Origin of the sequence: Duganella violaceipulchra (assembly GCF_019166075.1) — a bacterium.
Taxonomy (GTDB): Bacteria; Pseudomonadota; Gammaproteobacteria; order Burkholderiales; family Burkholderiaceae_D; genus Rugamonas; species Rugamonas violaceipulchra.
In genome coordinates this window covers 162,178-176,386 of the sequence record NZ_JAHTGR010000014.1, presented here as the reverse complement: position 1 = coordinate 176,386, position 14,209 = coordinate 162,178, and the positions used below count along the sequence as shown (strand labels likewise).

Genomic DNA, 14,209 nt, shown 5'->3' with positions numbered 1-14,209 from the left:
CGTCGAACAGAAAAACGTTATGCAAAAGATCATGAACAGGCGAACGCCATGAAACAGCTGGTGCTCGATTTAGGCGCAGACCAGGCGCACAGCCTCGCATCGTTCGAGGTGGGACAGAATGCCGAAGCGGCAGCGCTGATGGCGCAGTTCGCCGACCGCACGTCGCGCGAGCACTTCGCCTATCTGTGGGGCGCGGGCGGCGTCGGCAAGACCCACCTGCTCAAGGCCCTGGCCAGCGCCGGCGGCGAAGCCGAGCAGCTGCGCGCGCGCTATATCTCGCCGTTTTCCATCGAGTCCGAATTCGTCTACTCGCCGGAGGTGGACCTGTACCTGCTGGACGACTGCGAAAAGCTGTCGCCGCTGGCGCAGATCGACGCCTTCGCCCTGTTCAATGAAATCCGCGCCAACCACGCCTTCATGGTGTGCAGCGGCGCGGTGGCGCCGGCGGTGCTGCCGGTGCGCGAGGACCTGCGCACCCGCATGGGCTGGGGCCTGATCTACCAGATCCACGGCCTGACCGACGACGAAAAGGTGGCCGCGCTGACCGCCGCCGCCACCGCCCGCGGCTTGACGCTGTCGCCCGGCGTGATACCCTACTTGCTGTCCCATTTTCAGCGCGACATGCGATCGCTGTCGACGATGCTGGACTCGCTGGACCAATATTCCCTCGAAACCCAACGCCCGATCACCCTGCCGCTGTTGCGCGAGTGGTTGCAGGCGGAAGCTAAAGAATGACGAATCCTGCATGAACTTAGCCTTGTTTGACCTCGACCACACGCTGCTGCCGATCGACTCCGACTACGAGTGGGGGCAGTTCCTGATGCGCATCGGCGCCGTGGACGCCGCCGAATTCGCCCGCCGCAATGATGAATTCTTCGCCCAGTACCAGGCCGGCACGCTGGACCCGGTGGAATACCTGGAGTTCTCGCTCGGCACCCTGGCCTCCTTCCCGCGCGAGCGCCTGCAGGCGATGCAGGAACAGTACATGGCCGAAGTGGTGCTGCCGGCGATCCGCCCGTCGGCGCGCGCGCTGCTGCAAAAGCACATCGACGCCGGCGACCTGGTGGCCATCGTCACCGCCACCAACCACTTCGTCACCGCGCCGATCGCCAAGGCGCTGGGCGTGGAGCACCTGATCGCGGCCATGCCGGAAACGGACGCCGACGGCAAGCTGACCGGCAGGCTGCTCGGCACGCCGACCCAGGGCGCGGGCAAGGTCACGCACACCAAGGCCTGGCTGGCGAAGATGGACAAAAAGCTGGAAGACTTCGGCACCGTCCACTTCTACAGCGATTCGCACAACGACCTGCCGCTGATGTCCATCGTCAGCCACCCGGTGGCGACCAACCCCAACGCCGCACTGAAAACGCACGCCACAGCCCAAGGCTGGCCATTAATTGACCTATTCAATGATTAAGAAACTGATCCGCAAAATCCTCGGCACCAAGAGCAAGGCACGCGACACCAACACGCCGGTGATACTGGGCCCTGAAGCCCACGGCATCGATCCGCGCCTGCTGTCGTCGAACGCGGTGCGCGTCACCAGCACTCTGCAGGAAGCGGGCTACGAAGCCTTCGTGGTCGGCGGCGCCGTGCGCGACCTGCTGCTGGGCGTGAAGCCGAAAGACTTCGACATCGCCACCAACGCCACGCCGGAGCAGGTCAAGCGCCTGTTCCGCCGCGCCTTCATCATCGGCAAACGGTTCCAGATCGTGCACGTGATGTTCGGCCAGGATCTGCTGGAGGTGACCACCTTCCGCGGCACCACGCTGGACAACGCGCCCAAGGATGAACATGGCCGCGTCCTGCGCGACAACACGTTCGGCTCGCAGGCGGAGGACGCGGTGCGGCGCGACTTCACCATCAATGCCATGTACTACAACCCGGCCAACCAGCAGGTGCTGGACTACCACGGCGGGGTGGAAGACATCCGCGCCAAGACGCTGCGCATCATCGGCCAGCCGGAAGCGCGCTACCGCGAAGACCCGGTGCGCATGCTGCGCGTGGTGCGCTTCGCCGCCAAGCTCAAATTCACCATCGAGCCGAATACCGGCGCGCCGATCCCGGTCATGGCTTCGCTGATCGACAACGTGCCCGCGGCGCGCGTGTTCGACGAGATGCTCAAGCTGTTGATGAGCGGCCAGGCGCTGGCCTGTCTGCAACAGCTGCGCAAGGAAGGCCTGCATCACGGCCTGCTGCCGCTGCTGGACGTGGTGCTGGAGCAGCCGCTGGGCTTCAAGTTCGTGACGCTGGCGCTCGATTCGACCGACTCCCGCATCCACGCCGGCAAGACGGTGTCGCCGGGCTTCCTGTTTGCGTCGCTGCTGTGGCACCAGGTGCTGGAGAAGTGGACCGCCTACCGCGCCGCCGGCGAGCAGACCATCCCCGCGCTGCACCTGGCCGCCGACGACGTACTCGATTCGCAAACCGAGAAGCTGGCCTTGCAGCGCAAGATCGGCTCCGACATGCGCGACATCTGGTCGATGCAGCCGCGCTTCGAGCGCCGCAGCGGCAAGTCGCCGCACAAGCTGCTGGAGCACCTGCGCTTCCGCGCCGGCTACGACTTCCTGCTGCTGCGTTGCGCCTCGGGCGAGATCGACGCCGAACTGGGCGAATGGTGGACCGCGTTCTATGAAGGCGACGAAGCCACCCGCGAAGACCTGATCGCCACGGCCAACCAGCCTGCGGGCGCCGGCGGCGCCAAGCGCAAGCGCGCACCGCGTCGCGGTGGCCGCAGCAAGGGCGGCGCTGAAGGCGGCAACGCCGGCGGCGACGGCGGCGCTGAATAAACTGCACCGCTACGCATCATGAGCATCGTCGGCAAATCAGGTGAAGACGGCTTCGCCTTCACCATCGCCTACATCGGCATCGGCGCCAACCTGGGCGATGCGCGCGGCAACGTGGCCGACGCGCTGGAGCGCCTGCAAGGCCTGCCCGGCTGCACGCTGATGGCGGCGTCGGGCCTGTACCGCACCGCGCCGATCGATTCGAGCGGCGACGACTACATCAACGCCGTGGCCCGCATCGCCACCACGCTGGACGCCGAAGCGCTGCTGCAAGCGCTGCACGGCATCGAGCAGGCGCACGGCCGCGAACGGCCCTACCGCAACGCCCCGCGCACCTTGGACCTGGACCTGCTGCTGTACGGCGACCGGCAGATCGCCAGCGCCACGCTGACGGTGCCGCATCCGCGCATGACGGAGCGCGCCTTCGTGCTGGTGCCGCTGCTGGAACTGGCGCCGGCGATCCACATTCCCGGGCGCGGCGCGGCGCAGGACTATGCCGCCGCGGTAGCCGATCAGGGCATCAGCCCCAGTATTTGACTCCCCTGCACGCGATAGCATTCGGGACTACACTATCGCCGTGTCATCACATCTTTAAAGGATTTCCCATGTCTGGTTATTTGCAAGGAAACGAAATGGCCGCGAGCCAAAAGCCTGCCGCCACCACAGCACCTGCACCGGCCAAAGCGGTCGCCAACAAGGCAGTCACCATAACCACGCTGGCAACCCTGCGCGCGGCCGCTGAAAAGATCACCATGCTGACCTGCTACGACGCCAGCTTCGCCTCGCTGATGGACCGCTGCGGCGTCGAGATCCTGCTGATCGGCGATTCGCTGGGCATGGTCTGCAATGGGCATCAGTCGACGCTGCCGGTGACAGTGGCCGAAGTGGCTTATCACACGGCCGCCGTCGCGCGCGGCAGCAAGTCGGCGATGATCATGGCCGACCTGCCGTTCGGCGCCTACGGCACGCCGGAAACCGCGTACGCCAACGCCGTGCAACTGATGCAGGCTGGCGCGCACATCGTCAAACTGGAAGGCGGCGCCTGGCTGGCCGACACCGTGCGCTTCCTGACCGACCGCGCGGTACCGGTCTGCGCCCACCTCGGCCTGACGCCGCAATCGGTGCACCAGCTGGGCGGCTACAAGGTGCAGGGCAAGACCACGGAAAGCGCCGACCTGCTGAAGGCGGACGCGTTGAAGATGCAGGCCGCCGGCGCCGCGATGGTGCTGCTGGAAGCCATCCCTGCGCAGCTAGGCAAGGAAGTCACCGAGCTGCTGTCGGTGCCGACCATCGGCATCGGCGCAGGCCCCGACTGCTCGGGCCAGGTGCTGGTGATGCACGATCTGCTGGGCGTATTCCCAGGCCGCAAAGCGCGCTTCGTGAAGAACTTCATGGAAGGCCAGACCAGCATCGACGACGCCGTCACCGCCTACGTCACCGCCGTCAAGGACGGCAGCTTCCCGGCGCTGGAGCACTGCTTCTAAGCGACGTAAAAAAGGCGCAGCCTTGAAGCTGCGCCTGATTCAGCCTAGTAGTGGAACCGACAGCCCACGACGTGTATCGTGTCGTCCATGACCGCATAAACCAGGCGGTGTTCAAGGTCGATACGGCGCGACCATAACCCCGTCAAATTCCCCTTCAGCGGCTCCGGCTTGCCGATTCCCTTTAAAGGGTCGGCCAGGCAGGCGTCGATCAGCTCATTGATTCTTTGAGCCAACTTGGGCTCATCCTTCTGCATGGCCAGATAGTCTTCCCAGCCACTATCCGTAAACGCCACTACGCTTTGCCTAGCTTGCTTTTTGTTGCTTGTTTTTTTGTTCGTCATGACGGATAAGTTCCCTGGTCCTGGACTTACCAGCCTTAAGCTGCTCGAACGACGCCATCAACCGGCTGGCGTTTTTCGGAGAACCGAGGAGGTAAAGCGTTTCCTCGATACTGTTGAAATCAGCCAGCGACATCATCACCACCGGCTCGCCGCCTTGGCGCGTAATGACTGTCGGGGTGTGGTCGGTACAAACGTCGTCCATCGCAGCTTTCAGTCCGGCGCGCGCCTCGCTAAAAGTTAGGATGTTCATAGTGATAACTCCGAGAATCTAGAAAAGTACAGACTAAAAAACATTGTACAAGTATTGGCTTTTTTGGTCAATCATTGTACAAGTCTTGGTTTTTTCCGAAACATGATCGGCTAAATAATATTTCCGACACAGTCTTCGAATGTGGACAACAGGCGCTCCACATCAGTTTCATTCGTCCCAGGGCAGACCAGCAGCATGTTGTGGAACGGCGTGATCAGCAGGCCGCGGTTGAGCAGGTAAAGGTGGATGATCCGCTCAAGGTCGCTGTCCAGTATCGCTTGCGCCAGCGTGCCGTTGTGCGGCGCGGTGGGCGCGAACTGGAATTCGGTGCGGGCGCCGATTTGGGTGACGCACCATGGCAGTTGATGGCGCTCGATCACGGCGCGCAGGCCTTCCGCCAGTTGGGCTGCCAGCGCGAACATGTGCTGGTAGGCCTGCTCCGTCATCACCTGCTCCAGATTGGCGCGCATCGCGGCCATGGCGAACATGTTGGCGCTCAGCGTGGTGCCGACGCCGGAGTGGCCGGGTGGCGCATCGTGCTTGGCCTGCTCCACCCGTCGCGCCAGCTCCTCGGTAAATCCATAGACCGCACAAGGAATGCCGCCGCCGATCGGCTTGCCGACCACCAGCGCGTCCGGCTGCATGCCGTGCGCTTGCGCGTAGCCTCCGGGGCCGCTGCTGATGGTGTGCGTTTCATCGATCACCAGCAGGCTGCCGTGGCGCTTGATGAGCTGCTGCGCTGCCTCCCAATAGCCCGGCTGCGGCAGCACCATGCCGATGTTGGTCATCACCGGCTCGGCCAGCACGCAGGCGATGTCGCCCTGCTTCAGCGCCGCCTCCAGCGCCGGCAGATCGTTGAACTCCACCACCACCGTGTGATCCGTCAGCTTGTGCACCTGCCCCAGCAGGCTGTCGCGCTGCGTCGGCACGCCGTCCACCAGATCGACAAACACGTCGTCCACCGTGCCGTGGTAGCAGCCGTTGAAGACCAGCACCTTGCTGCGGCCCGTCGCGGCGCGCAGCCAGCGCAGCACAAAGCGGTTGGCGTCGGATGCCGACAAGGCGAACTGCCAGTACGGCAGGCCGAATCGCCGCGCCAGTTCCGTCGCCACCGGCGCGGCGTCTTCCGACGGCAGCATGGCGGTGTAGCCGCGCGCAGCCTGACGCGCTATCGCCTGCGCCACCGGCGGCGGCGCATGGCCGAACATGGCGCCGGTATCGCCGAGGCAGAAGTCGATGTATTTATGGCCGTCGGCGTCGCGGAAGCGCGCGCCCGATGCTTCGCGCACCGTCAGCGCGAACGGCGTGGACCAGTCGTTCATCCAGTGCATCGGCACGCCGAACAGCAAGTGCTGCGCGGCCTGCCCCGCCAGGCGCGCCGATTCGGGATTGCGTGCGATGTAGCTGGCGCGTTCAGCGGCGGCCAGCGCTTGCGCGCGGGGCCAGTTCAAGCCGTCGCGAGTGCCGGCCATGGTCACACCAGCAGCATCAAGTGCTCGCGCTCCCATGAGCTGATCACGCGGCTGTAGGTGGCGAATTCCAGCTCCTTCACTTCGCAGAAGGCCTGCACAAACAGCTCGCCCAGGATCTCGCTCAGCGGCTGGCATTCGCGCAGGCGCAGAATGGCGTCCTCCAGATTGCGCGGCAGCTGGTCGTGCACATGCTCGGCGCTGTCGGCGGTCGGTGGCGATGGCGTCAAGCCCTGCGTCATGCCGAGGTAACCGCAGGCCAGCGTGGCGGCCATCGCCAGGTAGGGATTGACGTCCACACCCGGCACACGGTTCTCCACGCGCCGGTTGAGCGGCGCCGAGTTCGGGATGCGGATGCCGCAGGTGCGGTTGTCGTAACCCCAATGCACATTGGTCGGCGCCGACATGAAGCGCGACAGTCGGCGATACGAATTCACGTGCGGAGCAAACAGCAGCGTGGCCGCCGCCGCGTACCGCTCCAACCCCGCGATATAGTTGAAGAACAAATCGCTGGCCTCACCGTCGGCGCGACTGAAGATGTTGGCGCCGGTCGCGGCATCCAGGATGCTCTGGTGGATATGCATCGCGCTGCCTGGCTCCGTCTCCATCGGCTTGGCCATGAAGGTGGCGAAGATCCCATGCCGCAGCGCCGTCTCCCGCACCGCGCGCTTGAACAGGAACACGCGGTCGGCCAGCTCCAGCGCCTCGCCGTGCGTAAAGTTGATCTCCATTTGCCCGGCGCCCGCTTCATGGATCAGCGTCTCCACGCCCAACTCGTGCTGCTTGCAGAAGGTCGAGAGCTCCAGGAAGAAGGGATCGAAATCGTTGACAGCGTCGATCGAGTACGACTGGCGCCCGGATTCCGTCTTGCCGCTGCGGCCCAGCGGTGGCGTCAGCGGCTCGTGCGGATTGCTGCTGCGCGCGACCAGGTAGAACTCCATCTCCGGCGCCACCACCGGCTGCCAGCCGCGTTCCGCGTACAACTTGAGCACCTTGCGCAGCACCGCGCGCGGCGACAGGCCAACCGGCGAACCGTCGAAGTTCTGGCAATCGTGGATCACCAGCGCGACGTTCTCCGCAGCCCACGGCACCTGCCGCAGCGTGGCCAGGTCCGGCACGCAGATCATGTCGGGATCGGTGGCGCCGGTATAGGGAAGATTGTTGGGCTGCTCGCCGTTGACGGTGTTGAGCAATACGCTCTTCGGCAGACGCATCTCGCCCTCGCTGAGGAACAGGTCCTTGGGCAGGATCTTGCCGCGAGCGATACCGGTCATGTCGGCGATCACGCACTCCACTTCGTGTATGTTGCGGTCACGTAGAAAATCCTTCATGGCCTGGCTCATTGCTTGCTCCTAGAAGCGGTCGAGATAGCGCGTGGTTTCCCATGCGCTGACGTGTTGACTGTATTCGATCCACTCGGCGCTCTTCAGCGCTACAAACTCATTGACGATGTCAACGCCCAACGCTTCGGCCAGCACGGTGTCGGCCTTCAGCGCGGCGGCGGCTACGCCGAGATTTTGCGGCAACAGCTTCAGTCCCAGCTCGGCGCGCGCGGCGTCGGACATTTCGTACACATCCTGATTGACCGGCTCTGCGGCTTCCAGCGCCCGGTCGATGCCGTCCAATCCTGCCGCGATCACGCCTGCCAGCGCCAGGTAGGGATTTGCCGAACTGTCCGGCAAGCGCCATTCGATGCGCTGGTAGACCACCCGCGCAACCGTGGTGCGGTTGTTGTCGCCGTAGCCGATGAAGGCCGGCGCCCAGCTGGTGCCGGACAGCGACTGCCCGCACATTAATCGTTTATACGAATTGACGGTCGGCGCGCACAAGGCGGTCAGCGCCGGCGCGTGATGCAGCAGCCCCGCCATGAAGTGATAGGCCAGCGACGACAGGCCGAGACCGCGCCTACCCTGCTCTTTCTCTTCGCCCAGCGCGAACATGGGCTTGCCGGCGACATTCGCCAGCGACAAATGGAAATGCAGGCCGCTGCCGGGACGATCGGCGAACGGCTTGGGCATCATCGAAAACAACAGGCCTTCCTCTTCGGCGATGTGCTGCGCCGCCATTTTGAAGAGCATGAAGTTATCGGCCGCCTTGAGCGCGTCGGCGTACTTGTAATTGACTTCGAACTGGCCGGTCGCATCCTCGTGATCGATCTGGAACACGCCCAGTCCACACTGGTCCAGCGACGTGGTCAACTTTTCGATGAAGCCTCGGCGGCGCAGCAAACTCTTGGTGTCATAGGATGGCTTTTCCAGCGTATCGGCAGCTTCGGCGTCGTAGCCATTTGCGCCTTTCTGCAGCAGGAAGAACTCCGGCTCCAGCCCCGCGTTCAGGGTCCAGCCGCGCTGCGCCAGCCGCTCGACCTGCTTCCGCAATACTTGGCGCGGGCATGCGTCGAAAGGCTCGCCTGCCACATTGCCGTCCAGCGCCACGCGCGCGTAACCGGGCAGCCAGGGCATGATCTTCAGCGTGGAGAGATCTGCACGGCCATAATATTCCGAACGCGGGCCGGTGCGCGGCAAGCCCGTGCCCCAGATCGATGGTCCGGAGAATCCCGCGCCCGGCGCAACGATATCGTCCAGATTCGCCAACGGTATCAGCTTGCCCTTGGCCGCGCCGTGGATGTCCGTGAACTGCGCGAACACGAAGCGCACGCCTTTCGCGGCCAACTCGCGCTGCAACTCTTCCGTCGAACGGGCCGCCGTACTGTCTAGCCGATTTGTATCCATGTGGTTTTCAGCTCGGTGTATTTGTCGAAGGCATGCAGCGACTTGTCGCGGCCATTGCCGGACTGCTTGTAGCCGCCAAACGGCACGGTGATGTCGTCGCCGTCGTATTGGTTGACGTGCACGGTGCCGGCGCGCAGCGCACGCGCGGTCTGGATCGCCTTGCTGATATCGGCCGTCCATACAGCGGCCTGCAAGCCGTAGGGCGTGGCGTTGGCCTGTTTGACCGCGTCCTTCACATCGGTAAAGCTCAGCACCGACAGCACCGGCCCGAAGATCTCCTCGCGCGCGATCGTCATGCTGCTGTCGACCTGGTCGAACAGCGTTGGCTCGACGTAGTAGCCACCGGTATCGGTCCGTGCCTGACGTCCGCCCGACAGCAGCTTGGCTCCGCCCGACTGGCCGGCTTCGATGTAGCCCATCACCGTTTTCAATTGCGTCGCATCGACGATGGCGCCCATGACGGTGTTCTCGTCGAGCGGATCTCCAGGCTGGAAGGCCGGCATCATCGCCATCGCTTTTTCGAGGAACTGCTCCTTGATCGACTCTTCCACAAACAGCCGCGAAGGCGCGTTGCAGCTTTCGCCCTGGTTGAAGTAGATGGAGCCGATGGCCGCTTCCACAGCATTGTCCAGATCCGGGCAATCGGCGCAAACGATATTGGCCGACTTGCCGCCCAATTCAGTCCAGGCCCGCTTCAGGTTGGACTGCCCGGCCATCTGCAAAATCTGCTTGCCGATGCGGGTGGAGCCGGTGAAGCCGATGCAGTCCACGTCCATGTGCAGGCCCAGCGCGGCGCCGGCTTCGTGGCCATAACCCGGCAGCACATTGAACACGCCCGGCGGAAGGCCCGCCTCCAGTGCGATCTCCGCCAGCCGCAGCGCCGTCAGCGGCGACTTCTCGGACGGCTTGAGCACCACGCTGTTTCCGGCGGCCAGCGCCGGCGCGATCTTCCACGCCGCCATGATCATCGGGTAGTTCCACGGCACGATGGCCGCCACCACGCCGACCGGCTCGCGCGTGATCAGCGCCAGGCTGTTGGCCGCCGTCGGCGCGATCTCGTCGTAGATCTTGTCGATCGCTTCGCCGTACCAGCGCAGGCAGTTGGCGGTCGCGCCCACGTCCACGCTCTGGCTGTATTTGATTGGTTTTCCCATGTCCAGCGTTTCGAGCAGCGCCAGTTCCGGGCCATACTTCTGCACCAGGTCCGCAAACTTGATCAGCGTGCGCTTGCGCTGCGCCGGCGATTTGCCAGCCCAGCGACGGTCTTCGAACGCGGCGCGTGCCGCAGCCACCGCCAGATCGGCATCGGCGCCATCACAGCGCGCCACCATGCCCAGCTTGCGGCCGTCGATCGGCGACAGGTTTTCAAACTGCTGTTCGGATTTGGCCCAAACGCGCTCGCCGCCGATGAAGGCGCGGCCGTCGATTTGCAGGCTGCTCGCCCGCTCGTGCCAGGATGTTGTCGTCATATTCGTCTCCACTTCAGGATTTACAGCCAGCCGCGCTGCTGGAGGTCGGCGTAGGTCAGGTCGAGGCAGTGGCGGATCAGCGCCACCATCTCATCGATCTGCGCGCAGGTCATCACCAGCGGCGGCGCGATGATCATGCGGTCACCGACGGCGCGCATGATCATGCCATTGTTGAACATGTAGCCACGGCAGACCATGCCCACAGCCTTCTCTTCGTCGAACGGCACGTTCTCGTGCACGGTCGTGCCTTTGACGCGCACCAGGTTCAGGCCCGCGACAAAGCCGCAGCTATCAGCATAGCCAACCAGTGGATGATCCGCCAGCTCGGCAAAACGCTTTTTCAGATACGGCCCGGTCTCATTGCCGACGCGCTCGACCAGCTTCTCGTCTTCGAGGATGCGGATATTCTCCAGCGCCGCCGCACAAGCGACCGGGTGGCCGGAGTAGGTGAAGCCGTGATTGAACTCGCCGCCCTTCTCGATCAGCACATCGGCCACGCGGTCGCCAACCAGCACGCCGCCCAGCGGCACATAGCCGGAGGTGACGCCCTTGGCGAAAGTGATCAGGTCCGGCTTGATGCCGAACAGCTCGGACGCAAACCATTTGCCCAGCCGGCCGAAGCCGCAGATCACCTCGTCGGCGATCAGCAGGATGGCGTACTTGTCGCAGATGCGTTGGATCTCCGGCCAGTAGGTGGCCGGCGGAATAATCACGCCACCGGCGCCCTGTATCGGTTCGCCGATGAAGGCCGCGACCTTGTCCGGGCCGACCTCCAGGATTTTCTTTTCCAGCCACGATGCGGCTTCGATACCGAATTCGTCCTCCGTCATGCCACGCCCGGATTCCAGATAGTTCGGCTGGCCGATATGCACGATGCCGGGAATCGGCAAGCCGCCCTGTGCGTGCATGCCATCCATGCCGCCCAGCGATGCGCCCGCCACGGTGCTGCCGTGATAGGCGTTGTGGCGGCTGATGATGGTGTGGCGCTCCTTGTAGCCCAACACATCCCAATAACGGCGCACCATGCGCAGATTGGTGTCGTTGCCTTCCGAACCGGAGCCCGTGAAGTAGACGTGGTTGAACTGCGGCGGCGATATCTTCACCAGCTTGGCCGCCAGCTCCACCGCCGGGATATTGGTGGTGTTGAAGAAGCTGTTATAGAACGGCAGCGTCTCCATCTGCCTGTACACCGCCTCGGATATGCTGGTGCGGCCGTAGCCGACATTGACGCACCACAGGCCGGACATGCCGTCCAATACCTTCTTGCCCTGCGAGTCCCACAGATAGATGCCCTCGCCGCGCACCATCACGCGCGCGCCCTTTTCGCCGAGCGCCTTGTGGTCGGTGAAGGGGTGCATATAGTGGGCCGTGTCCAGCTTCTGGATGGCGGCGGTGTCATACACTTCCGGACGCGCGGGGGTCTTTACCGACGCGACCAATGCGGCGCTTGGCGCCAATGAATTGTTCGACATGATGGCTCCTATCTCTAAATGATCAGACGTGCAGCAGCAGGTGCTCGCGCTCCCACGGGCTGATGACGGTCATGAATTCCTGATGCTCCAGATCCTTGATGGCCGAGTAGACATCGATGAAGCGGTCGCCCAGCACGCTGCGCAGCTTGTCCTCGCCGCGCAGCAGTTGCAGCGCTTCCGGCAAGCCTTGCGGCAGTTCGACCATCAGGTCGTACGCGCTGCCGACGGTCATCGGCGTAGGCTCCAGCTGCTCGGTCATGCCGAGGTAGCCGCAGGCCAGCGTGACCGCCAGCGCCAGGTAGGGGTTGGCGTCCGCGCCGATGATGCGGTTCTCCACGCGGCGATCCTGCACACCCGATTCCGGCACACGGAAACCGACGGTGCGGTTGTCCATGCCCCACTGGATGTTGATCGGCGCGGCCGTGTGGCGCACGATGCGGCGATACGAATTGACGTAAGGCGCGACGATCGCCATCGCCGACGGCATGTAGCGTTGCAGGCCGCCGATGTAATGCTTGAAGATCGGCGCGGCCGATCCGTCTTCGGCGCTGAAGATGTTCTTGCCGGTCTTGGCGTCGACCACGCTCTGGTGCACATGCATCGCGGAACCCGGCTCGCCCGCCATCGGCTTGGCCATGAAGGTCGCGTACATATCGTGCTTGAGCGCCGCTTCGCGCAAGGTGCGCTTGAAGAAGAACACCTTGTCGGCCAGGCCGAGCGGATCGCCGTGCAGGAAGTTGATTTCCATCTGGCCGGCGCCGATTTCGTGAATCAGCGTGTCGACGTCGAGGTTCATCAAATCGCAGTAGTCGTAGATGTCTTCGAACAGTGGATCGAATTCATTCACCGCATCGATGCTGTAGACCTGGCGGCTGGTTTCCGCGCGGCCGCTGCGGCCGATAGGCGGTTTCAAAGGCAGATCGGGATCGCTGTTCTTGGCGGTCAGGTAGAACTCCAGTTCCGGCGCCACCACTGGTTTCCAGCCCTTGTCGGCGTACAGCTTCAGTACGCGGCGCAGCACGGAGCGCGGCGCGAAATCGACCAGGCGGCCGTCGGAGAAGTAGCAGTCGTGGATGACCTGCGCGGTTGGATCGGTGGCCCACGGCACCATCGTGATGGTGGTCGGATCGGCCTTCAGGATCATGTCGCGATCGGTGGTGGAGATGGCGCGGTCGTAGCCTGCGTCTTCCACCGGGCAGTTGCCGGTGACGGTCATGCCCAGCACCGCTTCGGGGATGCGCATGCCGCGCTCCTGGGTGAACTTACCGCGCGGGAGGATCTTCCCGCGTGCTACGCCGGTCAAGTCGGGGACCAGGCATTCGATTTCGGTGACGTGCTTCTCGTTGAGCCACAGGTCCATGTCGGTATAAGTAAAATTCTCGCGGATTGCCATGGTTTTCTCTCTTTGTTTTCTAGCGTTGGTTTTTATAGTTGTGGCAGGCCTCGCCGAAGGCCTTGAATAATCTGACGGAGTCTGGATTCTCCGCCAGGCGCCACTCTGGGTGCCACTGTACCGCGAGCGCGAAACTACTGGCGTTTGCTACGCGGTAGGCTTCCACCAGGCCGTCGTCGGCGCGTGCTTCCGCGACCAGCGATGGCGCCAGTTGGGCGATGCCCTGGCCATGCAGCGAATTGACCATGATGTCGGACGCGCCGCCCAGGATGCGCGCCAGTTGCCCGCCAGGCTCCAATCGCACGCGGTGCGAGGCAGCGTATTGCTGCTCCAGTGACTGGTCCTTGCGCTCGCGGTGATCGGCCATGCCGGCCACGTTGTGCACCGCCTGGTGCAGCGTGCCGCCCAGCGCCACGTTCACTTCCTGGAAGCCGCGGCAGATCGCCAGCAGCGGTATGCCGCGCTTGAGCGCCGCCCGGATGAAGGGCAGCGTGGTGGCGTCGCGCGCCGCGTCCTGCGGCAGCGAGAGGTCCAGCACTTCCTGCCCATACAGGCTGGCATGCACGTTGGATGGTGATCCGGTCAGCATGACGCCGTCGGCCAGCGCCAGCAGCGTTTCAAAATCGGTGGACGCGCCAAGGGCGGGCATGATGAGCGGCGTACAGCCCGCCCCATCGGCCACTGCGGCGACATATTTGAATTGGGCTGTGTGATTGGCATGGGCGCCGATCCGGTTCACACAGGCGGGAACGATGACAAGTGGGCTATGCATGGCTTCATCATATGCCTATTTTGGTATCATTGTGAGTGCCA

General features: G+C 63.8%; 14 protein-coding genes. 5 read left to right on the top strand and 9 right to left on the bottom strand.

The genetic code is table 11. From position 1 onward, the window contains the following. Positions 1-48 precede the first annotated feature (48 nt). From hda to panB, 5 genes are all read left to right on the top strand, one after another. Positions 49-735, top strand: a complete 687-nt coding sequence (gene hda, locus KVP70_RS24145; RefSeq protein ID WP_116992108.1) for a DnaA regulatory inactivator Hda — start codon at positions 49-51, stop codon at positions 733-735. A gap of 10 nt (positions 736-745) precedes the next feature. Then, on the top strand, positions 746-1,417 hold the full coding sequence (locus tag KVP70_RS24140; protein WP_217944983.1) for a histidinol-phosphatase: 672 nt from the start codon (positions 746-748) through the stop codon (positions 1,415-1,417). Then, on the top strand, positions 1,410-2,789 hold the full coding sequence (pcnB, locus tag KVP70_RS24135) for a polynucleotide adenylyltransferase PcnB (protein ID WP_217944982.1): 1,380 nt from the start codon (positions 1,410-1,412) through the stop codon (positions 2,787-2,789). The genes KVP70_RS24140 and pcnB overlap by 8 nt, the downstream gene beginning before the upstream one ends. Positions 2,790-2,807: 18 nt before the next feature. Next, positions 2,808-3,323 carry a 2-amino-4-hydroxy-6-hydroxymethyldihydropteridine diphosphokinase gene (gene folK, locus KVP70_RS24130; protein ID WP_217944981.1) on the top strand — a complete coding sequence of 172 codons (516 nt, stop codon included), beginning with the start codon at positions 2,808-2,810 and terminating at the stop codon, positions 3,321-3,323. A gap of 95 nt (positions 3,324-3,418) precedes the next feature. After that, positions 3,419-4,270 carry a 3-methyl-2-oxobutanoate hydroxymethyltransferase gene (panB, locus tag KVP70_RS24125; protein WP_229225057.1) on the top strand — a complete coding sequence of 284 codons (852 nt, stop codon included), beginning with the start codon at positions 3,419-3,421 and terminating at the stop codon, positions 4,268-4,270. A gap of 44 nt (positions 4,271-4,314) precedes the next feature. Here the strand turns inward: panB and KVP70_RS24120 are convergent, their stop codons facing one another. From KVP70_RS24120 to KVP70_RS24080, 9 genes are all read right to left on the bottom strand, one after another. Next, the gene (locus KVP70_RS24120) at positions 4,315-4,611 is read right to left on the bottom strand and encodes a Txe/YoeB family addiction module toxin (protein ID WP_217944979.1); all 297 of its coding nucleotides are present in this window, start codon (positions 4,609-4,611) and stop codon (positions 4,315-4,317) included. Then, on the bottom strand, positions 4,574-4,861 hold the full coding sequence (locus tag KVP70_RS24115) for a type II toxin-antitoxin system Phd/YefM family antitoxin (RefSeq protein WP_217944978.1): 288 nt from the start codon (positions 4,859-4,861) through the stop codon (positions 4,574-4,576). The genes KVP70_RS24120 and KVP70_RS24115 overlap by 38 nt, the downstream gene beginning before the upstream one ends. Positions 4,862-4,971: 110 nt before the next feature. After that, positions 4,972-6,333, bottom strand: coding sequence for an aspartate aminotransferase family protein (locus tag KVP70_RS24110; protein WP_217944977.1), 1,362 nt, complete (start codon positions 6,331-6,333; stop codon positions 4,972-4,974). Between the two features lie 2 nt (positions 6,334-6,335). Beyond that, positions 6,336-7,673, bottom strand: a complete 1,338-nt coding sequence (locus KVP70_RS24105; RefSeq protein WP_217944976.1) for a glutamine synthetase family protein — start codon at positions 7,671-7,673, stop codon at positions 6,336-6,338. A 9-nt stretch (positions 7,674-7,682) separates the two neighbouring features. Beyond that, entirely contained in the window at positions 7,683-9,062 is a 1,380-nt protein-coding gene (glnT, locus tag KVP70_RS24100; RefSeq protein ID WP_217944975.1) for a type III glutamate--ammonia ligase, read from the bottom strand. Beyond that, positions 9,044-10,531: an aldehyde dehydrogenase gene (locus KVP70_RS24095; protein ID WP_217944974.1), complete on the bottom strand. Its 1,488-nt coding sequence runs from the start codon at positions 10,529-10,531 to the stop codon at positions 9,044-9,046. The genes glnT and KVP70_RS24095 overlap by 19 nt, the downstream gene beginning before the upstream one ends. Positions 10,532-10,551: 20 nt before the next feature. Further along, a complete protein-coding gene (locus KVP70_RS24090) occupies positions 10,552-12,003 on the bottom strand; it encodes an aspartate aminotransferase family protein (RefSeq protein ID WP_217944973.1) in 1,452 nt (483 codons plus the stop codon). Positions 12,004-12,025: 22 nt separating this feature from the next. Beyond that, on the bottom strand, positions 12,026-13,396 hold the full coding sequence (locus KVP70_RS24085; RefSeq protein WP_116992097.1) for a glutamine synthetase family protein: 1,371 nt from the start codon (positions 13,394-13,396) through the stop codon (positions 12,026-12,028). Positions 13,397-13,415: 19 nt separating this feature from the next. Then, complete coding sequence (locus KVP70_RS24080) at positions 13,416-14,168, bottom strand: gamma-glutamyl-gamma-aminobutyrate hydrolase family protein (RefSeq protein ID WP_217944972.1); 753 nt, start codon at positions 14,166-14,168, stop codon at positions 13,416-13,418. Positions 14,169-14,209 lie beyond the last annotated feature (41 nt).

What these genes read in the sequence shown, in the direction of transcription:
- KVP70_RS24120 (WP_217944979.1), bottom strand. Translation starts at nt 4,611, where the DNA reads ATGACGAACAAAAAAACAAGCAACAAAAAGCAAGCTAGGCAAAGCGTA.
- KVP70_RS24090 (WP_217944973.1), bottom strand. Translation starts at nt 12,003, where the DNA reads ATGTCGAACAATTCATTGGCGCCAAGCGCCGCATTGGTCGCGTCGGTA.
- KVP70_RS24110 (WP_217944977.1), bottom strand. Translation starts at nt 6,333, where the DNA reads ATGGCCGGCACTCGCGACGGCTTGAACTGGCCCCGCGCGCAAGCGCTG.
- glnT (WP_217944975.1), bottom strand. Translation starts at nt 9,062, where the DNA reads ATGGATACAAATCGGCTAGACAGTACGGCGGCCCGTTCGACGGAAGAG.
- hda (WP_116992108.1), top strand. Translation starts at nt 49, where the DNA reads ATGAAACAGCTGGTGCTCGATTTAGGCGCAGACCAGGCGCACAGCCTC.
- KVP70_RS24085 (WP_116992097.1), bottom strand. Translation starts at nt 13,396, where the DNA reads ATGGCAATCCGCGAGAATTTTACTTATACCGACATGGACCTGTGGCTC.
- KVP70_RS24115 (WP_217944978.1), bottom strand. Translation starts at nt 4,861, where the DNA reads ATGAACATCCTAACTTTTAGCGAGGCGCGCGCCGGACTGAAAGCTGCG.
- panB (WP_229225057.1), top strand. Translation starts at nt 3,419, where the DNA reads ATGGCCGCGAGCCAAAAGCCTGCCGCCACCACAGCACCTGCACCGGCC.
- KVP70_RS24080 (WP_217944972.1), bottom strand. Translation starts at nt 14,168, where the DNA reads ATGCATAGCCCACTTGTCATCGTTCCCGCCTGTGTGAACCGGATCGGC.
- pcnB (WP_217944982.1), top strand. Translation starts at nt 1,410, where the DNA reads ATGATTAAGAAACTGATCCGCAAAATCCTCGGCACCAAGAGCAAGGCA.
- KVP70_RS24140 (WP_217944983.1), top strand. Translation starts at nt 746, where the DNA reads ATGAACTTAGCCTTGTTTGACCTCGACCACACGCTGCTGCCGATCGAC.
- KVP70_RS24105 (WP_217944976.1), bottom strand. Translation starts at nt 7,673, where the DNA reads ATGAGCCAGGCCATGAAGGATTTTCTACGTGACCGCAACATACACGAA.
- KVP70_RS24095 (WP_217944974.1), bottom strand. Translation starts at nt 10,531, where the DNA reads ATGACGACAACATCCTGGCACGAGCGGGCGAGCAGCCTGCAAATCGAC.
- folK (WP_217944981.1), top strand. Translation starts at nt 2,808, where the DNA reads ATGAGCATCGTCGGCAAATCAGGTGAAGACGGCTTCGCCTTCACCATC.